Here is a 24,935-nt window from a genome sequence, read left to right on the forward strand (position 1 = left end):
CACAGGCACTAGATCGATCAACTTGCTATTAACCGATCGCGCAGTTGGGTGATCTCGTCGCGCAACTGGGCGGCGGCCTCAAACTCCAGGTCGCGGGCGTACTGGAACATCTTCTCTTCCAATTGCTTGATGCGCTTGGTGATCTGCGCCGGCGTCTGCAACTCAGCCTCGTTGCGGGCGCTCTCTTGCGCAGCCTTGGCCATGCCCTTGCGCTTCTTGCTGCGTCCGCCCGGAACGCTCGCGCCTTCCATGATGTCGGTGATGTCCTTGACCACGCCTTTGGGCACGATGCCGTGGGCCAGGTTGAATTCGATCTGCTTGGCCCGGCGTCGCTCGGTCTCGTCGATGGCCCGCTGCATGGAACCGGTGACCTGATCGGCATAGAGGATCGCCTTGCCGTTGAGGTTACGTGCGGCGCGGCCGATGGTCTGGATCAGTGAGCGTTCCGAACGCAGGAAACCTTCCTTGTCGGCATCGAGGATGGCCACCAGGGACACCTCGGGCATGTCCAGGCCTTCACGCAACAGGTTGATGCCCACCAACACGTCGAAGCTACCCAGGCGCAGGTCGCGGATGATCTCGACCCGTTCGACGGTATCGATGTCCGAGTGCAGGTAGCGTACCCGCACGTCGTGATCGGCCAGGTAGTCGGTAAGGTCCTCGGCCATGCGCTTGGTCAGGGTGGTGGCCAACACCCGCTCGCCAGCATCCACTCGCTTGCGGATTTCCGACAGCAGGTCATCGACCTGGGTAAGGGCCGGCCGCACCTCCACCTGCGGGTCCACCAGGCCGGTGGGACGCACCACCTGCTCCACCACCCGCCCGGCGTGCTCGGCTTCGTAGGGACCGGGGGTAGCCGAGACGAAGATGGTCTGCGGGCTGACAGCCTCCCACTCGTCAAAGCGCATGGGGCGGTTGTCCAGCGCCGACGGCAGGCGGAAACCGTACTCCACCAGAGTTTCTTTGCGCGAGCGGTCGCCCTTGTACATTGCACCGACCTGGGGAACGCTGACGTGGGATTCATCGATTACCAGCAAAGCGTCCGCCGGCAAGTAGTCGTACAGGGTCGGTGGCGGCGCGCCGGCCGGTCGGCCGGACAGGTAGCGGGAGTAGTTCTCGATGCCGTTGCAGTAACCAAGCTCGAGGATCATCTCCAGGTCAAAGCGGGTGCGCTGCTCCAGGCGCTGGGCCTCTACCAGCTTGTTCGCCTTCTGCAGGTAATCCAGGCGGTCCTTGAGTTCTTCCTTGATGCCCTCCACAGCCTCGAGCAAGGTCTCACGCGGCGTGACGTAGTGGCTCTTGGGATAGAAGGTGAAGCGCGGCAGCTTGCGGATGACCTCACCGGTGAGCGGGTCGAATGCGGCGATGTTCTCCACCTCGTCATCGAACAGTTCGATGCGGATGGCCTCGAGGTCCGATTCGGCCGGAAAGATATCGACCACGTCCCCCCGCACACGGAAGGTGGCACGGGCGAAGTCCATCTCGTTGCGGGTGTATTGCAGGTCCGCCAGGCGACGCAGCAGTGCACGCTGGTCGAGTTTATCGCCACGATCGACGTGCAAGACCATCTTCAAGTAGGTCTCGGGACTGCCCAGGCCATAAATGCAGGACACCGTGGTGACGATGATCGCGTCGCGGCGCTCCAGCAGGGCCTTGGTGGCCGACAGTCGCATCTGCTCGATGTGATCGTTGATCGAGGCGTCCTTCTCGATGAAGGTATCGGACGAAGGCACATAGGCCTCAGGCTGGTAGTAGTCGTAGTAGGAGACGAAATACTCCACTGCGTTGTTCGGGAAGAACGCCTTGAACTCGCCATACAACTGCGCCGCCAGGGTCTTGTTCGGTGCCAGCACCAGGGTCGGACGCTGCACCTGCTGAATGACATTGGCGATGCTGAAGGTCTTGCCCGAGCCAGTCACGCCCAGCAGGGTCTGGTGCGAAAGCCCGGCCTCGATGCCTTCGACCATCAGCCGGATGGCCTCGGGCTGGTCGCCGGCCGGCTGGAAACGGGTGACGAGCTGGAACTCGGACATGACGGACCTCGCAGTAACGCAGCAACTGTAAATTTAGCCAGTAGTCTATACCCAAATGCGCCCGCCCGGGACCGGAATCAAGGCCAAGCTGCGAACGCGCATTACGATGGACCGGGCAATTCGACCAATGGTCGAAAAATATTCGCACAAAAGCCCGGAAAACCTGCGCCAGACTGTCGCGGTGACCGATGGGTATCACTATACTGACTCCCCGTTTGCGCACCACTTCTGTGCACTCGGCCGGAGTGTGCGCGTCCTATCACTCTCCAATCAGAGCCAAGGTAACAATGAGCCTGTTTTCCGCTGTCGAGCTGGCACCCCGCGACCCCATCCTGGGCCTCAACGAAGCATTCAACGCCGACCCACGTACCGACAAGGTCAACCTGGGCGTAGGCGTGTACTGCAATGAGGAAGGCCGCATTCCGCTGCTGCGCGCCGTGATCGAAGCCGAGACCCAGCGTGCTGCCCAGCACGCCTCGCGCGGCTACCTGCCGATCGATGGTATCGCCACCTACGACCAGGCCGTACAGAAGCTGCTGTTCGGCGCCGAGTCGCCACTGCTGGCCGCTGGCCGCGTAGTCACCGTACAGGCCGTTGGCGGTACCGGTGCTCTGAAAATCGGCGCCGACTTCCTCAAGCGAATTTCGCCCAACGCCGTAGTGGCCATCAGCGATCCGAGCTGGGAAAACCACCGCGCCCTGTTCGAAAGCGCTGGCTTCCCGGTGCAGAACTACCGCTACTACGACGCGCCGAGCAACGACGTCAACCGCGCCGGCATGCTCGAGGACCTGAACAACCTACCTTCCGGCTCGATCGTCGTGCTGCACGCTTGCTGCCACAACCCGACCGGCGTCGACCTGAACCTGGACGATTGGAAGAACGTCCTGGAGGTCGTCAAGGCCAAGGGCCACGTGCCCTTCCTGGACATGGCCTACCAGGGCTTCGGTGACGGCATCGCCGAAGACGCTTTCGCGGTGCGCCTGTTCGCCGAGTCGGGCATGGAGTTCTTCGTTTCCAGCTCGTTCTCCAAGTCGTTCTCGCTGTACGGCGAGCGCGTTGGTGCCCTGTCGATCGTCACCGCCTCGAAAGACGAAAGCACCCGTGTGCTGTCGCAGGTCAAGCGCGTCATCCGCACCACCTACTCCAACCCGCCGACTCACGGCGCGACCATCGTCGCCACCGTGCTCAACAGCGCCGAACTGCGCCAGATGTGGGAAGCGGAGCTGGGCGAGATGCGCGAGCGCATCCACGGCATGCGCAAGCAAATGGTCGAACTGCTGGCCCAGTACGGCGCCAAGCGCGACTTCAGCTTCGTCGGCCGCCAAGTGGGCATGTTCTCCTACTCGGGCCTGACCGTTGAGCAAGTGACCCGCCTGAAGAACGACTTCGGTATCTACGCACTGGACACTGGCCGTATCGCCGTTGCCGCGTTGAACCAGAGCAACATCCACGTAGTCACCAAGGCCATCGTCGAAGTGCTGTAACTCATTGATTGCTCAGGGGGAAGCTTGACTTCCCCCTGGCGATCAGTAAGATACGCGCAGATTCCGCGATAGCTCAGTCGGTAGAGCAAATGACTGTTAATCATTGGGTCCCTGGTTCGAGTCCAGGTCGCGGAGCCAAACATTGATAAAACCTCCAGATGCGCAAGCACTGGAGGTTTTTTCGTTTCTACCGTTGCATTTATTTCAGCGGCTCGGTGACCGGTTTACCCTCACCGACCAGGCTCCATACCAGCAGCTTGGCGGGCCGGCTCTGGCTGGCGTTACGTGACACACTGTGCACGGTCCCCGGTGCCTCGTACCAGTACTCCCCTGCTTTGTAGATCTTTTCTTGCTCATCATTGAGCTTGGAAGCCACCGCGCCCTCGAGCACATAGGCCATGACCGCGCCAGGGTGCTGATGGGCCGGCGATGCCTGTCCCGGTGCATAGCTGACGGTGAGCATGACGGCTTTTTTGCCGGGCGCATTGCTGGGAAGCTGCTCTTGCAGGATCTTGACCTGATCGGGTTGCTCACCGTGGGCCCAGGCTGGAACTTGGGCGCCCCACAAGCCAAAGGACAGCAACAAGGCGAGGGAGTGATGGAGGGTTTTCATGGGTATCTCCTGATGGGCGATTGCCAGCAGGTTATGTCCCAAGGCGCTAGAGGCAAATGGCCAATTCAGGGAAAAAACAGGAGGCCGATCGGTATCAATCCTGGGCAGCTGTGCGCCCCATATCAGCCTTCAGCTCTTCAAGGCCGACCGATCGGAAAGAACTCGCCACCACTCCAGACACCCAGCCACACTTGTCCGTCGATTTCGCGCGGCACCGCCAACTCGACCAATTGATAGAATACGTTGCGGTGAATCAACGCCTCGAGGTTGCTGCGCATGAGGATATAGGGCGAAGGTTCCTGGGTCCGCGAATCGATTTCGACACGAAGGGGATGATCCTTGCCAGCAGCGACCTGATCATCGACGTTACTGGTAAAGCGCAGCACCTGTTGCTCGCCACTGCCCTCCACATCCAGTGTCACCGCGACGAACGGTGCATCATCGACACGAATGCCGACCTTCTCCACCGGGGTAACCAGGAAATAGTCATCGCCATCGCGGCGAATGATGGTGGAGAACAACCGCACCATCGGCTTGCGCCCGATAGGTGTGCCCAGGTAGTACCAGGTGCCATCCCGGGCGATGCGCATGTCGATGTCGCCGCAGAAGCCCGGGTTCCATAGATGCACCGGCGGCAGGCCTTTCTCCTTGGGGATCTGCGCCAGAAGATCGTTGGCCTTGCCGCTACCTGTCATGCTCGTACCCTCAACGACTCATACCCACGAGACTACGAGCGTAGTCGCGCATGGGCTGAGCAAGCAAATCTTCCGGCGCATTGTCGTGGAACGTCAACAAACCGCCACGGCTCTTGATACGTACGGTGTCAATCAGATAGCGAGTGCTGGTCTCGATCAGCATCATCTGCACCACACCGGTGTCCACGCCCAAACGATCCACAGCCTGCTCGTCATACCATTCGTCCCCATTGCCGATGCGATCGTCGGTACGGGCGAAGCGAGTGTACAGCACGTAATCGGCCCCAACCGAGCGCGCCTCGGCAATCGCCTCCTCCAGCCCCAGCGGCCCCTGCGCACGGCGTACCAGCGGGAAGTACTCGACAAAATTCTTGTAGGCCTCCTCGGCCACGGCGTTCTGGCGTGGTACCGGACCTTTGGCCGGCGGTACGAAGTGGCCTTGGCCGATGAAAATGAACGAATCTGGTTGCAGACGTACCGACAGGCTGCGCCGGGTCTCGCTGTGATCCAGCAGCCCAGCATCACTCATGTGGTAGCGAACGCCTTCACCCATATCACTGACATTCATGCAGCCGCCCAACGCCATCAGGGCGAGCGACAAGACCAGGCTACGCATCATTCCTCCAGAAACCGGCGACGAAAAACCGGCGAATAGCCGCCAGATGCAGCTTTTGCGCCAGAATCAACCGCCGATAACTTTCATGATCGTCACCCCACCGGAAAACGCCACATCCTGCTTGTCCGCCAGAGCCTTGACCAATAACCGCTGCAAGCTGGGAAGCGCCTGGTGACGCGGTTTGTCGAGTAGATCGCCGACAAAATGCCGATTGCCCGACGACAGGCAGCCATGCAGCCAGCCCGTTGAGGACAGCCGCAGGCGTGAGCAGGTTCGGCAGAATGGCACGCTCTCGTTGGCAATTACGCCGAAATGCCCTTTGCCCGGAATGCGATAACGCATAGCAGTGGCATCGATAGGGGCGCTAGCCTGTTGATAAGCATGAACCTGGCCGATCAACCCGAGCAGTTGCTCCAGACTCACGAATTGCTGCAGAAAAGCGTTGTGGTCGCGGGCCAGATGCCCCATACGCATGAGCTCGATGAAACGCAGCTCGTACCCGTGCGCCAGGCAATAATCAAGCAGCGGCAACACCTGATCGAGATTCTGCCCACGCATCGGCACCATGTTCACCTTGATGCTCATGCCGGCAGCCCTGGCTTGCGCCATGCCGTTCAACACACTCTGCAGGTCGCCGCCACGCGCAATTCGGCGAAACGCCTGCGCATCGAGGGTATCGAGGGAAACATTCAGTCGGCGAATTCCGGCGTCTAACAACAACGGCAGCTTGCGCGACAACAGCTGGCCATTGGTGGTCAGGCCGATCTCGGCCAGCCCCAGCTTGGCCACCGACTTCAGAAAGCCTTCCAAGCGAGGACTGACCAAGGGTTCCCCCCCGGTAATGCGTAGGCGCTCGATGCCAGCCGCCTCGACCAGGTAGGCCACACCGCGAGCCAGGGTTTCAGCCGGGAGCTCATCCTGTGCCGCCACCAGGCGCTTGCCATCAGGCACACAGTAGGTACAGGCGTAGTTGCAAGCAGCCGTCAGGCTGACACGCAGGTTGCGAAAGCGCCTGCCTTGACGATCGACGATCATGAATGACTCCGGCATGGAAGAATCGGGCCTGCAAAACCTGACTCAAAAATCAGGTTTTTGCAAGCCTCAATGCCGGACGGCGCCGGGCAAAGCCCGGCGAGACCTTCAGTTTGCGATTTCGGGGTCGCGTTTGCGCTTGTTGCCCATGCGTACGCCGATGTCCATGAGGAACTGGAAGAAGCCTTCCTGGTCCTCCAGCACATTGCTCCAGAACGGCGAGTGGTACAGCGCAACGGCGCCGTGCACCAACGCCCAGGCGGCGCAATAGTGGAAGTATGGCGGCACGTCCTCGAGCTTGCCTTCGCTGATGCGCCCCTTGATCAAGAGGGTTAGGCGATCGAAATTGGAGGCACGGATGCGGTGCAGTTCGTCGACCATCTCAGGCACTTGGTTGCCCTTGACCACTTTCTCTTCCAGGCGGTCGAACAGCCGATAGCGCTGCGGATCGCGCATGCGGAATTCGAAATAGGCGCGCGACAGGGCTTCCTTGTCACGGTCGACGTCGTCCGAATGCAACAGCGCGTTCAGGTCGCGCTCATAGTCGAGCATCAGGCGCAGGTATATCTCCGCCTTGGACTTGAAGTGCTTGTAGATCGTGCCTTTGCCGATGCCCACGGCGTCGGCGATCATCTCGACGGTGACGCTGTCTTCCCCTTGTTCGAGAAACAGCTTGAGCGCGGTATCGAGGATCTCTTGTTCGCGGCGGCGAAACTCACGGACCTTACGAGGTTCTTTCTGCATAGGAAGGACTGGATGACAATCGAAGCGGATTATTATGCCTAACTTGCAGGAAATTGCACGGATCATCCAAGCATCTGTGTATCACGATACGTGCAGGGAGGCCCTCAAGCCCCTGGAAAATACGCCCAGCCATACAGGGATGGCCCAATGGTTCCAAGGCGTATTCCAAATCTGTTTAAAAAACGACCAGTTGTCGCTGGCACTGTGCCAAACCTGACCAATACTTGGAGTGTTGGCGCGGCGCATCCCCCCAAGTGGCGCGTCAATAAAGGTGCCCAGGGACCGCGGTACCTTTGTTTTACTCCTAATGGTCTTAACCCGGATTCCCCCCCCAGAACCCGGGTTTTTTTTGCCCGGATCCCCGCCTTGCAGGGTGAGGGCAATCGGATCAGCCAGCCACCCGCGCCAGCGGGAACAGCCGCTTGAAGTTGGCCGTGGTCTGCTCGGCCAATTGGGCATAACTGACGCCACGCAGCGACGCCACGTACTCGGCCACTTCACGCACATATTGCGGCAGATTAGGCTTGCCCCGATACGGAATCGGCGCAAGGTATGGCGAGTCGGTCTCGACCAGCAGCCGGTCGGCAGGCACCTGACGGGCGACATCACGCAGGGCATCCGCATTGCGGAAGGTGACAATGCCCGACAAGGAGATGTAATAGCCAAGATCCAAGGCCTGGCGGGCCATGTCCCAGTCTTCGGTGAAGCAGTGCAGCACACCGGCCTGGGGCAAGCTGGCATCGCGCAGCAACGCCAAGGTGTCGGCCCGTGCCGCGCGGGTATGAACGATCACCGGCTTGCCGGTCTGGCGCGACGCCTCCAGGTGCAGACGGAAGGACGCCTGCTGCAATGCTGCCGCCTCCGGCTCGTAGTGGTAATCCAGGCCCGTTTCGCCAATAGCAACGACGTGGGGGTGGGCCAGCTCACGCAGCAGCCACTCCAGCGCGGGTGTTTCACCGGGCGCCAGGTCCAGCGGGTGCACCCCCACCGAGCAATCCACATCGGCGTACTGCTCGCTCAGCGCTTTGACGGCCGCGGCGTTCTCGGCGCTCACACCGATACACAAAAAATGCCCGACGCCCCGCTCCCGGGCAGCCTGCAGCGCCGCATCGAGGGAGCCCTGGTGGGCACTGAGGTCTAGACGATCAAGGTGGCAATGGGAATCTACGAGCATGGGATGACGGCACACATGGAGAAAACGAAAGAATCAGCGAGCGCCAGGCAACTGGACCCAATGGGCCAGCAAGGCTTCCAGCAACAAGGCACGATTGAGGTTGGCCTTGGCCAATACCTTCTGGCGCTGTTCGAGAATCCACGCCTGGACCTCGAGCACCCTGCCCTGGCGGCTCTTCTGCGCCAGATACTGAACCACCTTGCGCATATCGGCCAAGCCTAGTCCCTCTTCGTCTTGGGTCAATTGATAACGCAGGATCAGGTGCGACCAGTCACAGAACCAGTCGAACAACAAGAGCAAGGGTACGTTGTTCCAAGCCTCGGCGAGCTGACTGGGCGATTGCTGCTGCTTGAGGAGCTTCTTCACCCCGTCGGTGACCAGCGCACGCTGCTCGCGCACGCCTTGTGCCTGCAGGCTGACAGCCATCAACGGCGAGCCAGCCGCGAGGGTCAGCAGCTCATCGCGCTCCTCAGCACTGCTCTGGGGCAAGGCGCCGGCCAGCCAGGCCTGGCTTTGAGCCAGGCTTGGTTGTGGACAGGCGACCTGCTGGCAGCGACTCTTGATGGTCGGTAGCAAGCGGCTGGGCTGATGACTGACCAGTAGCAACACGGTGTCGCCGGATGGCTCCTCCAAGCTCTTGAGCAAGGCGTTGGATGCATTGATGTTCATCGCCTCGACCGGCTCGATCAGCACTACCTTGCGCCCGCCCTGCTGGGCGGTCTGCACCACGAAGGACACCAGTTCACGTACCTGGTCGATCTTGATCGGCTTGTCAGCCTCTTCGGGCTCGAGCACGAAGTTGTCCGGATGGCTCCCCGCCCTTAGCAGCAGGCACGACTTGCACTGGCCGCAGGCATCCAGCCCCTGGGGTTGTTGGCATAGCAGGCGCGCCATCAGGCGTTCGGCCAGGGCGCGTTTGCCGATACCCTGCGGCCCGTGCAGCAGGTAGGCATGGGCGTGCTGGGCACGCCCGGCCAATTGCTCCCAAAGCCCTTGCTGCCAGGGATAGGCTTCAGCCACGGCACCGCTCCAGGATGCCCGGCAGCAGCACGTCGATGGCACGCTGCACAGCCTCCAGCGGTTGTGCGGCATCCAGCACACTATAGCGCTGGGGGGCGCTCTGGGCGCGCTGCAGGTACGCCTGCCGCACAGCCTCGAAGAAGGCCTGACCTTCCTGCTCGAAGCGGTCCAGGCGACCACGGGCAGCAGCGCGTGCCAAGCCGACCTCGACCGGCAGGTCGAACACCAGGGTCAGGTCCGGGCGCAGCGAGCCCTGGACAAAGGTTTCCAGGGTAGCGATACGCGCCTGGGACAGCCCCCGGCCACCGCCTTGATAGGCATAGGTGGCGTCGGTGAAGCGATCGCAGAGCACCACCGCACCACGCGCCAGAGCGGGACGAATGACTTGCGCCAGGTGCTGGGCACGGGCGGCGAACATCAGCAGCAGTTCGGTATCGACCGCCATACTCTCGTCACTGGGTGCCAGTAACAGTTCGCGGATCCGCTCGGCCAGCGGCGTACCACCGGGTTCGCGGGTCATGACCACATCCAGCCCCTGCTCGCGCAAACGCTCGGCCAAGTATTCACGATTGGTACTTTTGCCCGCGCCTTCGGGGCCTTCCAGGGTAATAAACAAGCCGCTCACTGGCAGTCCTTACTGTTGTTCGTCAGGTGCCGGCGCATCGCCCGGCGCAGGTTCGCGGGCAGGCGCATCGCCCTCAGGGGTCGTGTTCTGGCCCGACTCGGCCGGTGCCTGCTCGCTCGCATCCGGCTGCGTCTGCGGCGCGGGGCTGGAGCGGTAATCGGAGCGGCGCTTGAGCTGGAACTCACGCACCGCGCTATTGTGGTCGTCCAAGTCATCCGAGAACACATGGCTGCCATCGCCGCGGGCGACGAAATACAAGCTCGTGCCATCGGAGGGGTTCAGCGCGGCATGGATCGCCTCGCGACCGACCATGGCGATCGGTGTCGGCGGCAAGCCGGTCATGGTGTAGGTGTTGTAGGGCGTCGGCTCACGTAGGTCGGCGCGGGTGATCTTGCCGTTATAGCGCTCACCCATGCCGTAGATCACGGTCGGGTCGGTCTGAAGCATCATGCCTAGACGCAGGCGACGTACGAATACGCCAGCAATCTGCCCACGCTCCTGGGGAATACCGGTTTCCTTCTCCACAAGAGACGCCATGATCAGCGCTTGGTACGGGTCGCGGTACGGCAGGTCGGTGACCCGCTCGGCCCATTCCTTGGCCAGGACCTCTTCCAGGCGCATGTAGGCTTGCTGCAGCAGTTCGACATCGCTCATGCCCCGTACAAAACGGTAGGTGTCAGGGAAGAAGCGCCCTTCAGGAAACACGCCGGTATGCCCCAGCTTTTCCATCACCTCAGCGTCGGACAGACCGTCAAGGGTGTGTTTGATCTTTTCGTGCTTGGCCACTGCGGCGCGCACCTGGCGGAAGGTCCAGCCCTCGACCAGGGTCAGGTTGTACTGCACCACATCGGCGCGGCGCCAGGCCTCGAACAGTTCGGCCACGGTCATACCAGGAGAAAGGCGGTATTCGCCCGTGTGCAATGGGGTGCCGGCCATGTTGAAACGCCAGTACAGGCGCAGCCAGACGGCATCATCGAGCAGCCCATCGCGCTGCATGCGATAGAACATACGATTGGGGGTGGTGCCGCTGGGCACGTCGAGCAGTTGCTCCTGCGTCACGTGCAGAGGCTGCTCCAGGACCGAGTTGACCTTCCAGGCCGACCAGCCCACGGCGAGGCCAGCCAGGATCAACCCCATTTCCAGCAGCAGCAGGAATTTGCGTCTCACGAATCAGGTTTCCAGTAACGTACGGGCAACGGCCTGCAGTTTACGGGTGAGCGGGCCTGGCGACCAGTTAAGCTTGAGTGCCGCGAATTCGCGCACCGGCCAGACGCCGTACACACTATTGCACAGGAACACTTCGTCAGCCTGCTCCAGCTCCGCCAGCGCGAGGTCGCGCACCTGAACCTGGATACCGAGTGCCGCGACCTGCTCGAGCAACGCCGCACGCATCACGCCCGCCACGCCGCAGCGGGTCAGGTCCGCCGTCAGCAGCACACCGTCTCGCACCAGGAACAGGTTGCTGTACACCCCCTCGATCAGCCGCCCATGCATGTCGCGCATCAGCCCTTCGGCATGATCGGCGCCTTGCCATTCACCACGAGCCAACACCTGCTCCAGGCGGTTCAGGTGTTTGAGCCCGGCCAGCAGCGGTTGTTCCGCCAGGCGGGTCTGGCAATCGAACAGCCGTATGCCGTGTTCGGCGTTTTCCCGGGGGTAGGCAGGCAACGGGCTGCCCTGGAGGATACGACGGGGCGTGGCACCTGCAGCAGGTGCATAGCCACGCAGGCTGTCGCCACGGGTGAGGATCAGCTTGACCACGCCTTCACCGAGCTGGCTGGCGTAGGCGATGACTTCGTCGCGGATCAGTGGCAGGTCCGCCTCGATCGCCAGTCGCTGGCAACCCAACGCCAGGCGATCAAGGTGATGCGTGAGCAGGCTGGGCCTGCCCGCACGCACGGCGATGGTCTCGAACAGGCCATCGCCATAGGCCAGCCCGCGGTTCTGCAGATTGATTGCAGTCGCGGCCTGGCCGTCGATCCAACTGTGCATCAGCCGACAAACCGGCGGAACACCAGCGAACCGTTGGTCCCGCCAAAGCCGAAGGAGTTGGACAACACTACATCGATAGGCATGCTGCGGGCTTCGTGAGGCACGAAGTCAAGGTCGCAGCCTTCGTCCGGTTCGTCCAGGTTGATGGTCGGCGGCGCCATCTGGCTGTTGATCGCCAGCACGCTGAAGATCGCTTCCACCGCACCGGCGGCGCCCAGCAGGTGACCGGTCATCGACTTGGTCGAGCTCACGGCCAGCTTGTAGGCGTGCTCGCCGAACACCCGCTTGATCGCGGCCACTTCGGCAATGTCGCCCGCCGGGGTCGAGGTACCATGAGCATTGATGTAGCTGACCTCTTCCGGCTGAATTCCAGCGTCGCGCAGGGCGTTGACCATGCAGCGCGCAGCACCATCACCGGTGTCGGGCGGCGAAGTCATGTGGTAGGCATCACCGCTCATGCCAAAACCAACCAGCTCGGCATAGATAGTCGCGCCACGGGCCTTGGCATGCTCGAGTTCTTCGAGAACCAGTGCACCAGCACCATCGGAAAGCACGAAGCCATCACGGCCTTTGTCCCATGGACGGCTGGCACGGGTCGGCTCATCATTGCGCGTCGACAGTGCACGGGAAGCGCCAAAGCCACCCATGCCCAGACCACAGGCTGCCATCTCGGCACCGCCAGCGATCATCACATCGGCTTCACCGTAGGCGATGTTGCGCGCGGCCATGCCGATGCAGTGGGTGCCGGTGGTGCACGCAGTGGCGATGGCGTAGTTCGGTCCCTGCAGCCCCAGGTGGATCGACAGGAAGCCCGAGATCATATTGATGATCGAACCCGGCACGAAGAACGGCGAAATCCGCCGCGGCCCTTGATCGTGCAAGGTGCGACTGGTTTCTTCAATGTTGGTCAGGCCACCGATGCCCGAACCCATGGCCACGCCGATACGCTCGCGGTTGGCGTCGGTGACCTCCAGGCCGGCATTGCGTACCGCCTGGAAACCGGCCGCCAGGCCGTACTGGATGAACAGGTCGAGCTTGCGAGCTTCCTTGGCCGACAGGTACTGCTCAACCTCGAAGCCCTTCACCGAGCCGCCAAAACGGGTGGTATAGGCAGACAGGTCCGTGTGTTCGATCGGCCCAATGCCACTGCGGCCAGCCAGAATGCCTTGCCAAGTGCTCGGTACATCGGTACCCAGTGGCGACAGCATACCCATACCGGTGACCACGACGCGTCTACGCGACACAGTACTCTCCTCTTCTAATAACAGAGTCTCTTGCCATTGCATTCAGTCAATGGAATGAAATGGCAACAGGCTCTCGGCGCTCGCAAAGAAAAAACCGCACGCCGGCAAAGGCAGTGCGGTTTTTCCCGACAAGAAGCGTCGACTACTGCGTCTTAGGCCTGGTGGCTTTTGACGTAGTCGATAGCAGCTTGAACGGTAGTGATCTTCTCGGCTTCTTCGTCAGGGATTTCGGTCTCGAATTCCTCTTCCAGAGCCATCACCAGCTCAACGGTGTCAAGCGAATCGGCACCCAGGTCATCGACGAAGGACTTCTCAGCAGTCACTTCCTCTTCCTTGACGCCCAGTTGCTCGGCGACGATTTTCTTGACGCGTTCTTCGATGGTGCTCATACCTAGTTTTCACTCCTAATGGACATATGTCAGGCAGCTGGCCGGTGACCAAGTTTATAGAAAGACGCCTGCTTTTCAAGCGGAACGCGCCGATCTCGAAGTCACCTGACCCCCTGCCTGGAATCTGGTTGCAGCTTTATAACGGATTTTAGGCTCCGTGTATGACACTTTTTTGAAGCAATCCGTCACATTGATGCTGCAGGTTTTTACATGTACATCCCGCCATTGACCGGCACCGTGGCGCCCGTCACGTAGGCCGCGCCATCGGATGCCAGGAAGGAAACCACCTTGGCGATCTCTTCGGCGTGGCCCAGACGGCCCAACGGAATCTGCGACTGCAGGGCTTCGCGTTGTGCTTCTGGAAGCTCACGGGTCATATCGGTATCAATGAAGCCCGGAGTCACCGAGTTGACGGTGATGTTGCGCGAGCCCACTTCACGCGCCAGGGCACGACTAAAGCCTTCCAGGCCGGCCTTGGCGGCAGCATAGTTGACCTGACCGACGTTACCCATGGCACCGACGACCGAGCCGATGCTGATGATACGACCCCAGCGCGCCTTGGTCATGCCGCGCAGCACGCCCTTGGACAGACGGTAGAGGCTGTTGAGGTTGGTGTCGACCACGTCGAACCACTCATCATCCTTCATGCGCAGCATCAGGTTATCGCGGGTAATACCAGCGTTGTTGACCAGGATGGCCGGTGCACCGTACTGCTCACCGATGGCCGCGAGCACGGCACTGACCGACTCGTCGCTGGTCACGTTCAGTTCCATGCCGGTGCCATTGATGCCGTGCTCCTTCAGGGTCGCGGCGATACGTTCGGCACCCGAGGCCGAGGTAGCGGTGCCGATCACGGTCGCGCCCTGGCGGCCCAGCTCCAGGGCGATAGCCTGGCCGATACCGCGGCTGGCGCCGGTGACCAGGGCAACTTTACCTTGCAGGCTCATGCAAGCTTCTCCAGTTTCAGGCCAGCGCCGCACGGGTGGCGGCGACGGCGTCAGGGGTATTGAGGTTGTAGGTGGTCACGCCATCGGCGCAACGTTTGTTCAGGCCAGCCAGGACTTTGCCCGGGCCACACTCGACCAGGTTGACCGCACCATTGGCGGCCAGGGTCTGCACGCACTCGACCCAACGCACCGGCTGGTACAGCTGGGCCAGCAGATCCTGCTTAAGAGCAGTCAGGTCGGCGGCGATCGCGGCGGTGACATTCTGCACGACCGGAATCTGCGGGGCCTTCCACTCGATGGCGTTGACCGCCTCGGCGAAGCGCTCGGCGGCAGGCTTCATCAATGCACAGTGCGACGGCACACTGACCGCCAGCGGCAGCGCGCGCTTGGCACCCTTGGCCTTGCACAGCTCCATGGCACGATCCACCGCGGCCTTGTTGCCGGCGATGACCACCTGGCCAGGCGAGTTGAAGTTGACCGCGCTGACCACTTCATCTTCAGCCGCTTCGGCACAGATCGCCACAACATCGGCATCATCCAGGCCCAGGATCGCCGCCATGGCACCGTGACCTGCAGGAACGGCCTCTTGCATGAGCTGACCACGACGCTCGACCAGGCGAACGGCATCTTTCAGGCTCAGGCTGCCAGCAGCGACCAGCGCGCTGTACTCACCCAGGCTATGGCCGGAAACGAAGGCTGGTTGTGCACCACCCTCTTCCAGCCACAGGCGCCACAGGGCAATGGATGCAGTGAGGATCGCCGGCTGGGTTTTGTCGGTTTGGTTGAGTTGTTCTTCCGGACCTTGCTGGACCAACTGCCACAGGTCATAGCCCAGAGCCTCGGAAGCCTCCTTGAAGGTCTCGACGATTACCGGTTTCTCTGCGCCGAGTTCGGCGAGCATGCCCAGCGACTGGGAACCTTGACCGGGAAAGACGAATGCGAGGGATGCAGACATTGAACAAGCCCTTATGATCTTGTCGTCGGATAGGGTGCGTCGAGCCCAGGGCTGGACGCGGAAACTGAAAACTTGGATGGGAAAAGAGACCAAGCGGTCACATTTAACCATTTCACGGCGGGAATTAAAGCAAGAGATCTTCCAGGCGACCATGCAGGCGTTGCGGCAGGTTCTCCTGGATTTCGATCAGCGCCCGCTGGATGGCGCTCTGGAAGCCCTGCACCCCGGCAGAGCCATGACTCTTGATGACGATACCTTGCAGACCAAGGAAGCTCGCACCATTGTGCCGCGCCGGGGCCAGGTCGGCCTGCAAGCGCTTGAGCAAGGGCATGGCCATGGCACCAGCGGCCCGGGCCAACATACTTCCCTTGAATAGTGCCTCGATGCGCGCACCGATCATGGTGGCCAGACCTTCGCTGGACTTGAGCAGGATATTGCCGACAAAGCCGTCACATACCACCACATCGGCCTCGCCACGGTAGAGACCATCGCCCTCGACGAAACCAATGTAGTTGAGCCCGCGGGCATTCTGCAGAAGGCTCGCCGCCAGCTTGACCTGCTGGTTGCCCTTGATGTCCTCGGTGCCGACATTGAGCAACGCCACCCTCGGACGATGGATTCCCAGCGCCTGGGCGGCCACTGACCCCATCACAGCGAACTGGTAGAGGTTCTCGGCGCTGCAGTCGACATTGGCGCCAAGGTCCAGCAGTTGGCAATACCCTGCCTGCGTGGGAATCGCTGCCACCATCGCCGGCCGGTCGATGCCCGGCAGCGTCTTGAGCACGAAGCGCGACAGCGCCATGAGCGCACCGGTATTTCCGGCGCTCACGCAGGCCTGAGCCTTGCCATCACGCACCAACTCCAGGGCGACGCGCATCGACGAGTCAGGTTTACCCCGCAACGCCTGGGATGGCCGCTCATCCATACCCACCACTTCGCTTGCCGCTACGATTTGCAGGCGCGCGCGATCCGCAGCCGGGAGACTGCTGACAAGATCTTCAAGTAGGGAGGGTTGACCGACGAGGGTCAGGTGTAGCGAGGGGGTAGCCGAGAGGCAAGCAATACTTGCCTGAACAATGCTGCGGGGACCGAAGTCCCCGCCCATTGCGTCGATCGCGATGATCTGAGCGGACAAGGATTACTCGTCAGCGCCCTTGTCGATCACTTTGCGACCACGGTATACGCCTTCTGGCGAAACGTGGTGGCGCAGGTGTACTTCACCGGTGCTCTTCTCTACGGACAGCGCGTTTTCCGACAGGGCGTCGTGGGAACGGCGCATGTCACGGGCAGAGCGGGATTTTTTGTTCTGCTGAACAGCCATAATTGATTAACTCCTAAACGTTTGGGTCACGCTTTAACTGCGCCAAAACACTGAACGGGTTGGACCGCGATACCTCGTCCTTGCTCGATTCGGGCTCATCTGCGCCCGCCGGCTGCTGGCATTCTTCCGGATGATGAGCAGGCACGATAGGCAAGGCGAGCAAGAGCTCCTCCTCGATCAACGCCTGCAGATCCAAAGGATCTTCGCCCAGTTCCAGCACGTCATAGCCTTTCGGCAACGACTGGGTATTCGCACCCTCCTTCACCACAGCGTAAGTACATTCACTGTGAATCGGCAGGGTGACCAGCTCAAGACAACGCTGGCAAACCATCTTGACTTCGACATCGAGTTCGCTGTGAAACACCACAGCGCCTTGCTCGTCTCGCTCAAAATCGAACTTCGCCTGCACCGTACCGACATCGTCGGACAGCGGGTCGCAGAGTCTTTCCAAATCAGCGAGTTGCAGCGAACCTTGGATGGTTACGCCACGATCGGCCAATTTGCGCGGGTCAACGTGAGGTGGAATCGGGTCATTCAACATAGGCGCAGCATTCTAGGGATGCCCCCCGCCCCTGTCAAAGGAAATTCGGCGGCATCTCACATGTTAGAATTTGGTTCATCAGCCCAGGAGTCTACCATGCTTCCCCTGTTACTGGCTTCCAGCTCCCCCTACCGGCGCGAACTACTTGAGCGCCTGCACTTGCCCTTCAGCTGGGCAAGCCCTGATATAGACGAGCAGCGCCTGGATGACGAACCGGCTACCGCCCTGGTTCGTCGTCTGGCACGCCAAAAAGCCGAGGCACTGGCTGCCACTCACCCCGACCACCTAATCATCGGTTCCGACCAGGTAGCAGTGCTCGGCGAGCAGATCCTGGGCAAGCCACACACCTTCGAACGTGCCTGCGAACAACTGCTGGCTGCCAGCGGGCAGCAGGTCACTTTCCTCACCGGCCTGGCGCTACTCAACAGCACCACAGGCCAATGCCAGCTCGATTGCGTACCGTTTACCGTGAATTTGCGCGAACTGGATCGCGAAAGCGTGGAACGCTATGTGGCAGCGGAACAACCCCTGGACTGCGCAGGCAGCTTCAAGGCCGAAGGCCTGGGAGTAAGCCTGTTCCAGAGCACCCACGGCTGCGATGCAACCAGCCTGATCGGGCTACCACTGATCCGACTGGTGGACATGCTTTTGAAAGAAGGTGTACAGATCCCCTGAAGCACAGCGCGAAGCAACCCACTCCCTGACGGCAACGCCCGACATGCGCGAGCGATGCCGATATTGACTGGAGTGGGCTTGTTGCGCGGCATCCGTCAGCGCAACGATGGCCCTTGGAAACCCATCCACATGGCCAGGTGCTCAGCCACGCTGGCACCCAAACGCTTGGAGAAGCGATCGAACGGCGACTCCTGGACAGTGAAGTCCACCAACTCCTTCTCACCCACAATCTCACGCGCCACGTAGCTGGCACTGCCCAGCCCATCCACCAGCCCCAGCTCCTTGGCCTGCTCGCCCGACCAGACCAGGCCACTGAACAGCTCTGGATGTTCCTTGTCCTTCAGGCGATCACCGCGGCCCTGCTTGACCATGGCGATGAACTGACGATGCGTGGTATCGAGCACCCCCTGCCAGAAGGCGGTCTCCTCCGGCTTTTGCGGCGAGAACGGATCCAGAAACGCCTTGTGCTCGCCAGCGGTGTAGGTCCGCCGCTCCACACCCAGCTTTTCCATAGTGCCGACAAAACCATAACCTGCAGCAGTCACACCGATGGAGCCGACCAGGCTCGCCTTGTCGGCATAGATTTCATCAGCCGCACTGGCAATGTAGTAAGCCCCCGACGCCCCCAGGTCGGCAATCACCGCATAGAGCTTGATCGCAGGATATTCAGCACGCAGACGGCGGATCTCGTCGTAAACGTAACCCGACTGCACAGGACTGCCGCCAGGACTGTTGATGCGCATGATCACGGCCTTGGTCTTGGCATCCTTGAACGCGTCCCGCAGACTTTTGACGATATTGTCGGCACTGGCTGGCTCCTCGTCGGCGATCATGCCTCGCACCTCTACCAGCGCTGTATGGCTGGCACTGCGCGACGCAGCCTTGTCCACATCCATCATGGGCGTGAACAGCGCCAACAACCCGAACAGGTAAACAAAGGCCAGCAGCTTGAAGAAGATACCCCAGCGCCGCGCACGACGCTGCTCCTGGACGCCTGCGAGCAGGGTCTTCTCCAGCAGCCTCCAGCTCTTGCGCTCCTCGCGATCTTCCGATTCTTCGGGCTCGGGTGCCCGCCATTCATCAGCCATGCTTACCTACCTTGGAATTGACTGTGCGCGAACGGGCGAGCCACTCGCGCAGCTGTGAAAAATGATCGATGCACACCTGCGGGCCGAATTCGCTCAAGGCCTGCAGCGACATGGCGCCATACCCCACCGCAACCGAATGCATCCCGGCGTTGCTGGCCATCTGCAAGTCGAATGCAGAGTCTCCGACCATCAACGCCTGACGGGGTTCGACCCGGCAATGAGCAAGGATCTGCTCGAGCATCAGCGGGTGCGGCTTGCCGCGCGTCTCGTCGGCAGCGCGCGTAATGTCGAAGTACCGCTCCCAGCCATTGGCCTTGAGCACCCGATCCAAACCGCGACGCGCCTTGCCGGTGGCTACCGCCAGACGATAGCCCTCTGCACGAAAAGCCTCCAACGACTCGACCACGCCGTCGAACAACGGCGAAGGCTGTTGATCCAGAGCCATGTAAATATCGGCGTAGTGCTGCCGGAAAACCTCGACCTCAATGGCATCCAGATGAGGATAGAGCGTGGAGATCGCCTCCCCCAGCGCCAGACCGATGATGCCCTTGATCGCAGCATCGCTGCTGGAGGCTTCTCCGGCTCGTTCGGCCGCGGCATTCATGGCCTCGACGATACGTCCGATGGAGTCGGCCAGAGTGCCGTCCCAATCGAAGATCAACAACTCATAGGGTTTATTCATGAACGATCAGGTCGCACTCAAGCGCTCCACAGTCTTGGACCACACCTCGTCCACCGGAGCCTCGAGCTTGAGCTCGCCGCCATCGGGCAGCGGCACGGTCAGGGCGTAGGCATGCAGGAACAGACGCTTGCCGCCCAGGTCGCGAATCTCCTTGGAGAAGTCTTCGTCGCCATACTTGCTGTCCCCGGCGATGCTATGCCCGGCATGCAAGGTGTGCACACGAATCTGGTGGGTGCGACCGGTCACCGGACGCGCCTCGACCATGGTCGCGAAGTCGCCGAAGCGACGCAGGACGCGGAACAGCGTCAGTGCTTCCTTGCCCTCTTCATCGACTTCGACCATGCGCTCGCCGGAGCGCAGGTTGCTCTTTTGCAGCGGCGCACTGACCTGCTTCTTGGACGTTGGCCAGTGGCCACGCACCAAGGCCATGTAACGCTTATCGACACCGTCGCCACGTAACGCGGCATGCAAGTGGCGCAGCATGCTGCGCTTCTTGGCGATCATGAGCAGCCCGGAGGTGTCGCGATCAAGGCGATGCACCAGCTCCAGCTCCTTGGCATCCGGACGCAACTGACGCAGCGCCTCGATCACGCCGAAGCTCAGGCCACTGCCGCCATGCACGGCGATGCCGGCTGGCTTGTTGAGCACGATCAACGCCTTGTCTTCGTAGACAATGGCCGCCTCCAGGCGCTGCAACAAGCCCTGGGCTACCGGCGCTGGCTCGTCGCGCTCAGGCAACCGGACGGGCGGCACTCGTACGATGTCGCCCGCCTGCAGCTTGTACTCAGGCTTGATCCGCCCTTTGTTGACCCGCACCTCGCCTTTACGCAGGATGCGGTAAACCAAGGTCTTGGGCACGCCTTTGAGGGCCGTGATGAGGAAATTGTCGATGCGTTGGCCGGCAAGCTCCGGCGCGACTTCGATCAGCTGAACGCCGGAAGTCGGAGGGGTATTGGTCGTCATGGAGGAATCATAACAATTTTTTATGGAATTGAAGCACTTAATCATTGCTGCTATAGTCGCGAACGCCGCCAAAAGCGGCAGGCCAGCGGCAGCAGGCTCCAGGCCCGCCCCTGACCATCGCAATTCTCGAGGACGCGAGGCCGTCCGACGGGGTTTTCGCCAGTTTACCGAAATGCCTGGAATCGCCACCAGCGCTGAGTAGAGAAGACCGAAAAAAAACGACAAGTGCGGTGTTTCACCTGCTTACCCGCTTCTTTTCGCCGTACCTCTGCCCACCCCTTGGCGCTTGCACGCATCGTCCGGCGAATGCTTCGGAAACACCTGCCTTGGACATAAATGGCGCCAGTTCCCGAATCGGAACTGACGAAAAATGCAACCCGTTGCGGATTCAGCGCGCGGCAGCACCCGAACTATCAGGGATACGTGCAGGGTGGAGATGCACAGACCTCGGACCGTGTAGCACGGCATCCGGCCACCAGCCCCAGGCTGGCCTGGCAAGCGGACCCGGGCTTCGCAGACACCTTCGAGGGTGTCCACGGCCCACGGCTGATTCCTCCTCCTGACTGAGTGCAAGTGGCCTGTACGGTTGTTCGAGGATTCAACTTCGAGTGCCAGGGTTTGCCAGGCAAGGCGCCACGCCCCGTCGTAGCCAAGCTACGCCGAGCAATGGCAACGCAGCGAGGCAAGCCCTGGTACCGAGATGAAGTACTCGGTTCGACCACACCGGCCACCAGGCACCGCAAAACAGGACGCGTCGTCGCGACCACGGCAGGCTGGGCAACCGGCTGGTGCCGAATGTCGTTGGACACGGGGGTGGTCCGCCACCCTTTGCGCACCTTGGCACCGACCATGAGACGTCGTGTGTGCCGAACGCCGTTTCCGGCAGCCCGGAAACCGACGGTACAACATGAAAAGAATGCTGATTAACGCAACTCAACCCGAAGAGTTGCGTGTAGCCCTGGTGGATGGCCAACGTCTCTACGACCTGGATATCGAATCCGGGGCGCGCGAGCAGAAGAAGGCCAACATCTACAAAGGCCGGATCACCCGGATCGAACCCAGCCTCGAAGCCGCTTTCGTCGACTTCGGCTCCGAACGTCATGGTTTCCTGCCGCTCAAGGAAATCTCCCGCGAATACTTCAAGAAGGCGCCCGAAGGCCGCGTCAACATCAAGGAAGTATTGAGCGAAGGCCAGGAAGTCATCGTCCAGGTCGAGAAGGAAGAGCGCGGCAACAAAGGCGCCGCCCTCACCACCTTCATCAGCCTGGCCGGTCGCTACCTGGTACTGATGCCCAACAACCCACGCGCAGGCGGCATTTCCCGTCGCATCGAAGGCGAAGAGCGTAATGAACTGCGCGAAGCCCTGAACGGCCTGACCGTACCAGGCGACATGGGCCTGATCGTGCGTACTGCCGGCCTTGGCCGCAGCAGCGAAGAAATGCAGTGGGACCTCGACTACCTCCTGCAACTGTGGACCGCCATCAAGGAAGCCTCCCAGGATCGCGCCGCACCTTTCCTGATCTACCAGGAAAGCAACGTCATCATCCGCGCCATCCGCGACTACCTACGCCAGGACATCGGCGAAGTGCTGATCGACAGCATTGACGCCCAGGAAGAAGCCCTGACCTTCATCCGCCAGGTCATGCCGCAGTACGCCAGCAAGGTCAAGCTGTACGAAGACAGCGTCCCGCTGTTCAACCGCTTCCAGATCGAAAGCCAGATCGAGACCGCCTTCCAGCGCGTGGTTGACCTGCCGTCCGGCGGCTCCATCGTCATCGACCCGACCGAGGCCCTGGTCTCCATCGACATCAACTCGGCGCGTGCCACCAAAGGCAGCGACATCGAAGAAACCGCCCTGCAGACCAACCTGGAAGCGGCCGAGGAAATCGCCCGCCAACTGCGCCTGCGTGACATCGGCGGCCTGATCGTCATCGACTTCATCGACATGACCCCGGCCAAGAACCAGCGCGCCGTTGAAGAGCGCGTGCGTGAATGCCTCGAGGCCGACCGCGCCCGCGTCCAGGTTGGCCGCATCTCGCGCTTCGGCCTGCTGGAAATGTCCCGTCAGCGCCTGCGTCCTTCCCTGGGTGAAAGCAGCGGCATCGTCTGCCCACGCTGCTCCGGTACCGGCATCATCCGTGACGTCGAGTCGCTGTCCCTGGCCATCCTGCGCCTGATCGAGGAAGAAGCCCTGAAGGATCGTACCGCCGAGGTACGCGCCCAGGTGCCGATCCCGGTTGCAGCTTTCCTGCTCAACGAAAAGCGCAACTCGATCACCAAGATCGAACTGCGCACCCGCGCCCGCATCATCATCCTGCCGAACGATCACCTGGAAACGCCGCACTTTGAAGTCCAGCGCCTGCGCGATGACAATCCGGACGTGCTGAACAACCAGTCCAGCTACGAGATCGCCGCCGCCGAAACAGAAGAAGCGCCGCAACCGACCGCCACCCGCACCCTGGTACGCCAGGAAGCCGCGGTCAAGACTGCCCCGGCCCGCGCCAACGCGCCGGTACCGAGCACGCCCGAGCCTGCACCGGTCGCACCGGTCGCACCAGCCCCGAGCGCTCCGGAGCCAAGCCTGTTCAAAGGCCTAGTCAAGTCGCTGGTAAGCCTGTTCGCCGGCAAGGACGAACCTGTAGCCGCCCCGGTCGCCAATACCGAGAAACCGGCTGCCGAGCGTCCACAACGCAACGAAGAGCGCCGCAACGGCCGTCAGCAGAGCCGCAACCGCAATGGTCGTCGCGACGAAGACCGCAAGCCGCGTGAAGAACGCAGCGAGCGCGCCCCGCGCGAAGAGCGTCAGCCGCGTGAAGAACGCGCCCCCCGTGAGGAGCGTGCTCCACGCGAAGAGCGCCAGCCACGTCAGCAGCGCGAAGACCGCCGCGGCAACCGTGAAGAGCGCGTGCGCGAACTGCGTGAGCCCCTGGAAGCCGCCCCTGCCGCCCGCGAAGAGCGCCAGCCACGTGAAGAGCGCGCCCCGCGCGAAGAGCGTGTAGCCCGCGAGGAGCGTGCGCCACGTGAAGAGCGCCAACCACGCGAAGAGCGTGCGCCTCGTGAAGAACGCGCCCCACGCGAAGAGCGTGCCCCACGCGAAGAGCGTGCCCCGCGCGAAGAACGCGCGCCACGTGAAGAGCGTGCCGAGCGTGAAGAGCGTCAGCCACGCCCGCCTCGCGAAGAGCGTCAGCCTCGCGTAGGTACCGAGGTTGCCGAGGCCGCCGAGGACCAACTGCCAAACGAAGAGCTGCTGCAGGACGAGCAACAGGACGGCGCCGAAGGCGAACGCCCACGTCGTCGCTCCCGCGGCCAGCGTCGTCGCAGCAACCGTCGCGAGCGCCAACGCAATGCCAACGGCGAGCTGATCGAAGGTGGTGAAGACGAAGCCTCCGGCGAAGAGCAACCAGCACAGCAACACCAGGCTACCGAGCTGGGCGCAGAGCTGGCCGCTGGCCTTGCCGTCACCGCTGCCGTTGCCTCCAGCAACATCAGTGCCGAAGCCGAAGCCCAGGCCAACCAGCAGGCCGAACAGGCCACCAACGTGGTTGCCCAAGCCCAGGAAGCTGCTCAGCCTGCCGAGCAGGTCATCGAGCAGATCACCCAGGTTGAGGAGTTCACCATCGCGCCCGTGGTCGAGCAACCGATCAGCGAGCCGGTCGCGGTGACCGAGCCAAGCGCCGAGCCCGTGGTCGAAGTGGTCCCACAACCGGTCGACGAAGCGCCAACTACCGAAGCGGTCGCAGAAGCGGCTGTCGTGGAATCCGGTGAAGCTGAGCAAGCCCCCGCCATTGAGCAGGAGGCAGCACCAGCACCGGTTGCCGAGCAACCTGTCGAGGCCAAGCCGGAAGTGACCGAGCCTGCTCCAGCCGTCCAAGCCAGCGTACAAGAGCAAGCCCCGGCTCCGGTCGAGCCTGCCACTGTAATGCTGCCGAACGGCCGCGCACCGAACGACCCACGTGAAGTGCGTCGCCGCAAGCGCGAAGCAGAAGCCGCTGCCAAGGCTGCCGCCGAGGCACAGGCTGGCGAAGCGCTGGCGACCACCGAAGAGCAGAAACCTCATCACGGTTGATGCCATCGGTTGAATGAAAAGCCCCGCCAGTGCGAA

Annotated in this window: 24 protein-coding genes and 1 tRNA gene; 4 read left to right on the plus strand and 21 right to left on the minus strand. The window is 61.7% G+C overall.

Features of this window, described 5'->3' with window-relative positions:
- Window positions 1-17: 17 nt before the first annotated feature.
- Complete coding sequence (uvrB, locus tag ABOA88_RS21505; protein ID WP_196169384.1) at window positions 18-2,033, minus strand: excinuclease ABC subunit UvrB; 2,016 nt, start codon at window positions 2,031-2,033, stop codon at window positions 18-20.
- A gap of 287 nt (window positions 2,034-2,320) precedes the next feature.
- Here uvrB and ABOA88_RS21510 point away from each other — a divergent pair, with 287 nt between their 5' ends.
- A complete protein-coding gene (locus ABOA88_RS21510; protein ID WP_196169385.1) occupies window positions 2,321-3,517 on the plus strand; it encodes an amino acid aminotransferase in 1,197 nt (398 codons plus the stop codon).
- 62 nt (window positions 3,518-3,579) lie between these two features.
- Window positions 3,580-3,655: transfer RNA gene (locus ABOA88_RS21515), tRNA-Asn, on the plus strand.
- Between the two features lie 61 nt (window positions 3,656-3,716).
- On the opposite strand, the gene ABOA88_RS21520 is transcribed toward ABOA88_RS21515, so the two are convergent.
- The 17 genes from ABOA88_RS21520 to ABOA88_RS21600 form a co-directional block, all read right to left on the minus strand.
- On the minus strand, window positions 3,717-4,130 hold the full coding sequence (locus tag ABOA88_RS21520; protein WP_196169386.1) for a cupin domain-containing protein: 414 nt from the start codon (window positions 4,128-4,130) through the stop codon (window positions 3,717-3,719).
- A gap of 137 nt (window positions 4,131-4,267) precedes the next feature.
- Window positions 4,268-4,825 (minus strand): DUF1285 domain-containing protein, encoded by a 558-nt coding sequence (locus ABOA88_RS21525; RefSeq protein WP_367851209.1) that lies wholly within the window; start codon window positions 4,823-4,825, stop codon window positions 4,268-4,270.
- A 10-nt stretch (window positions 4,826-4,835) separates the two neighbouring features.
- Window positions 4,836-5,441, minus strand: a complete 606-nt coding sequence (locus tag ABOA88_RS21530; protein WP_196169388.1) for a DUF4823 domain-containing protein — start codon at window positions 5,439-5,441, stop codon at window positions 4,836-4,838.
- A gap of 66 nt (window positions 5,442-5,507) precedes the next feature.
- Entirely contained in the window at window positions 5,508-6,476 is a 969-nt protein-coding gene (locus tag ABOA88_RS21535) for a GTP 3',8-cyclase MoaA (RefSeq protein WP_367851208.1), read from the minus strand.
- A 105-nt stretch (window positions 6,477-6,581) separates the two neighbouring features.
- The gene (locus ABOA88_RS21540; RefSeq protein ID WP_043215450.1) at window positions 6,582-7,217 is read right to left on the minus strand and encodes a TetR/AcrR family transcriptional regulator; all 636 of its coding nucleotides are present in this window, start codon (window positions 7,215-7,217) and stop codon (window positions 6,582-6,584) included.
- A 388-nt stretch (window positions 7,218-7,605) separates the two neighbouring features.
- Window positions 7,606-8,391 (minus strand): TatD family hydrolase, encoded by a 786-nt coding sequence (locus ABOA88_RS21545; protein WP_367851207.1) that lies wholly within the window; start codon window positions 8,389-8,391, stop codon window positions 7,606-7,608.
- A gap of 33 nt (window positions 8,392-8,424) precedes the next feature.
- Window positions 8,425-9,411, minus strand: a complete 987-nt coding sequence (locus ABOA88_RS21550; protein WP_196169391.1) for a DNA polymerase III subunit delta' — start codon at window positions 9,409-9,411, stop codon at window positions 8,425-8,427.
- Window positions 9,404-10,036 carry a dTMP kinase gene (tmk, locus tag ABOA88_RS21555; RefSeq protein WP_367851206.1) on the minus strand — a complete coding sequence of 211 codons (633 nt, stop codon included), beginning with the start codon at window positions 10,034-10,036 and terminating at the stop codon, window positions 9,404-9,406. The genes ABOA88_RS21550 and tmk overlap by 8 nt, the downstream gene beginning before the upstream one ends.
- A 9-nt stretch (window positions 10,037-10,045) precedes the next feature.
- Window positions 10,046-11,203 (minus strand): endolytic transglycosylase MltG, encoded by a 1,158-nt coding sequence (gene mltG, locus ABOA88_RS21560; protein ID WP_367851205.1) that lies wholly within the window; start codon window positions 11,201-11,203, stop codon window positions 10,046-10,048.
- Between the two features lie 3 nt (window positions 11,204-11,206).
- Window positions 11,207-12,028, minus strand: a complete 822-nt coding sequence (pabC, locus tag ABOA88_RS21565) for an aminodeoxychorismate lyase (protein WP_196169394.1) — start codon at window positions 12,026-12,028, stop codon at window positions 11,207-11,209.
- Entirely contained in the window at window positions 12,028-13,272 is a 1,245-nt protein-coding gene (gene fabF, locus ABOA88_RS21570) for a beta-ketoacyl-ACP synthase II (protein WP_367851204.1), read from the minus strand. Before fabF ends, pabC begins: the two co-directional genes overlap by 1 nt.
- Window positions 13,273-13,424: 152 nt before the next feature.
- Window positions 13,425-13,661, minus strand: coding sequence for an acyl carrier protein (acpP, locus tag ABOA88_RS21575; RefSeq protein ID WP_043214413.1), 237 nt, complete (start codon window positions 13,659-13,661; stop codon window positions 13,425-13,427).
- A gap of 206 nt (window positions 13,662-13,867) precedes the next feature.
- Entirely contained in the window at window positions 13,868-14,608 is a 741-nt protein-coding gene (fabG, locus tag ABOA88_RS21580) for a 3-oxoacyl-ACP reductase FabG (protein ID WP_196169396.1), read from the minus strand.
- Window positions 14,609-14,624: 16 nt separating this feature from the next.
- Entirely contained in the window at window positions 14,625-15,563 is a 939-nt protein-coding gene (gene fabD / locus ABOA88_RS21585) for an ACP S-malonyltransferase (protein WP_070573266.1), read from the minus strand.
- 124 nt (window positions 15,564-15,687) lie between these two features.
- The gene (plsX, locus tag ABOA88_RS21590) at window positions 15,688-16,698 is read right to left on the minus strand and encodes a phosphate acyltransferase PlsX (RefSeq protein ID WP_196169397.1); all 1,011 of its coding nucleotides are present in this window, start codon (window positions 16,696-16,698) and stop codon (window positions 15,688-15,690) included.
- A 3-nt stretch (window positions 16,699-16,701) separates the two neighbouring features.
- Window positions 16,702-16,884, minus strand: a complete 183-nt coding sequence (gene rpmF / locus ABOA88_RS21595; RefSeq protein ID WP_008096416.1) for a 50S ribosomal protein L32 — start codon at window positions 16,882-16,884, stop codon at window positions 16,702-16,704.
- Window positions 16,885-16,897: 13 nt separating this feature from the next.
- The gene (locus tag ABOA88_RS21600) at window positions 16,898-17,425 is read right to left on the minus strand and encodes a YceD family protein (protein WP_043214407.1); all 528 of its coding nucleotides are present in this window, start codon (window positions 17,423-17,425) and stop codon (window positions 16,898-16,900) included.
- A gap of 96 nt (window positions 17,426-17,521) precedes the next feature.
- Here ABOA88_RS21600 and ABOA88_RS21605 point away from each other — a divergent pair, with 96 nt between their 5' ends.
- Window positions 17,522-18,100, plus strand: coding sequence for a Maf family protein (locus ABOA88_RS21605; protein ID WP_196169398.1), 579 nt, complete (start codon window positions 17,522-17,524; stop codon window positions 18,098-18,100).
- Window positions 18,101-18,195: 95 nt separating this feature from the next.
- Here ABOA88_RS21605 and ABOA88_RS21610 read toward each other — a convergent pair whose 3' ends face one another.
- The 3 genes from ABOA88_RS21610 to rluC are packed head-to-tail and all read right to left on the minus strand — an operon-like array spanning window position 18,196 to window position 20,833.
- On the minus strand, window positions 18,196-19,188 hold the full coding sequence (locus ABOA88_RS21610) for a S49 family peptidase (protein ID WP_196169399.1): 993 nt from the start codon (window positions 19,186-19,188) through the stop codon (window positions 18,196-18,198).
- Window positions 19,181-19,870, minus strand: coding sequence for an HAD family hydrolase (locus tag ABOA88_RS21615; RefSeq protein WP_196169400.1), 690 nt, complete (start codon window positions 19,868-19,870; stop codon window positions 19,181-19,183). Before ABOA88_RS21615 ends, ABOA88_RS21610 begins: the two co-directional genes overlap by 8 nt.
- A 6-nt stretch (window positions 19,871-19,876) precedes the next feature.
- Complete coding sequence (rluC, locus tag ABOA88_RS21620; protein WP_043214399.1) at window positions 19,877-20,833, minus strand: 23S rRNA pseudouridine(955/2504/2580) synthase RluC; 957 nt, start codon at window positions 20,831-20,833, stop codon at window positions 19,877-19,879.
- A 907-nt stretch (window positions 20,834-21,740) separates the two neighbouring features.
- Between rluC and rne the strand changes: the two genes are divergently transcribed.
- Complete coding sequence (gene rne / locus ABOA88_RS21625) at window positions 21,741-24,899, plus strand: ribonuclease E (RefSeq protein WP_367851203.1); 3,159 nt, start codon at window positions 21,741-21,743, stop codon at window positions 24,897-24,899.
- The last annotated feature ends 36 nt before the right edge of the window (window positions 24,900-24,935 follow it).

The sequence above is a fragment of the Pseudomonas sp. PKS genome (genome assembly GCF_051913525.1).
GTDB lineage: Bacteria > Pseudomonadota > Gammaproteobacteria > Pseudomonadales > Pseudomonadaceae > Aquipseudomonas > Aquipseudomonas guariconensis_D.

Coding starts and splice junctions, on each gene's coding strand:
- uvrB (WP_196169384.1), bottom strand. CDS start 2,033: ATGTCCGAGTTCCAGCTCGTCACCCGTTTCCAGCCGGCCGGCGACCAG.
- ABOA88_RS21510 (WP_196169385.1), top strand. CDS start 2,321: ATGAGCCTGTTTTCCGCTGTCGAGCTGGCACCCCGCGACCCCATCCTG.
- ABOA88_RS21520 (WP_196169386.1), bottom strand. CDS start 4,130: ATGAAAACCCTCCATCACTCCCTCGCCTTGTTGCTGTCCTTTGGCTTG.
- ABOA88_RS21525 (WP_367851209.1), bottom strand. CDS start 4,825: ATGACAGGTAGCGGCAAGGCCAACGATCTTCTGGCGCAGATCCCCAAG.
- ABOA88_RS21530 (WP_196169388.1), bottom strand. CDS start 5,441: ATGCGTAGCCTGGTCTTGTCGCTCGCCCTGATGGCGTTGGGCGGCTGC.
- ABOA88_RS21535 (WP_367851208.1), bottom strand. CDS start 6,476: ATGATCGTCGATCGTCAAGGCAGGCGCTTTCGCAACCTGCGTGTCAGC.
- ABOA88_RS21540 (WP_043215450.1), bottom strand. CDS start 7,217: ATGCAGAAAGAACCTCGTAAGGTCCGTGAGTTTCGCCGCCGCGAACAA.
- ABOA88_RS21545 (WP_367851207.1), bottom strand. CDS start 8,391: ATGCTCGTAGATTCCCATTGCCACCTTGATCGTCTAGACCTCAGTGCC.
- pabC (WP_196169394.1), bottom strand. CDS start 12,028: ATGCACAGTTGGATCGACGGCCAGGCCGCGACTGCAATCAATCTGCAG.
- acpP (WP_043214413.1), bottom strand. CDS start 13,661: ATGAGCACCATCGAAGAACGCGTCAAGAAAATCGTCGCCGAGCAACTG.
- fabG (WP_196169396.1), bottom strand. CDS start 14,608: ATGAGCCTGCAAGGTAAAGTTGCCCTGGTCACCGGCGCCAGCCGCGGT.
- fabD (WP_070573266.1), bottom strand. CDS start 15,563: ATGTCTGCATCCCTCGCATTCGTCTTTCCCGGTCAAGGTTCCCAGTCG.
- rpmF (WP_008096416.1), bottom strand. CDS start 16,884: ATGGCTGTTCAGCAGAACAAAAAATCCCGCTCTGCCCGTGACATGCGC.
- ABOA88_RS21600 (WP_043214407.1), bottom strand. CDS start 17,425: ATGTTGAATGACCCGATTCCACCTCACGTTGACCCGCGCAAATTGGCC.
- ABOA88_RS21605 (WP_196169398.1), top strand. CDS start 17,522: ATGCTTCCCCTGTTACTGGCTTCCAGCTCCCCCTACCGGCGCGAACTA.
- ABOA88_RS21610 (WP_196169399.1), bottom strand. CDS start 19,188: ATGGCTGATGAATGGCGGGCACCCGAGCCCGAAGAATCGGAAGATCGC.
- ABOA88_RS21615 (WP_196169400.1), bottom strand. CDS start 19,870: ATGAATAAACCCTATGAGTTGTTGATCTTCGATTGGGACGGCACTCTG.
- rluC (WP_043214399.1), bottom strand. CDS start 20,833: ATGACGACCAATACCCCTCCGACTTCCGGCGTTCAGCTGATCGAAGTC.
- rne (WP_367851203.1), top strand. CDS start 21,741: ATGAAAAGAATGCTGATTAACGCAACTCAACCCGAAGAGTTGCGTGTA.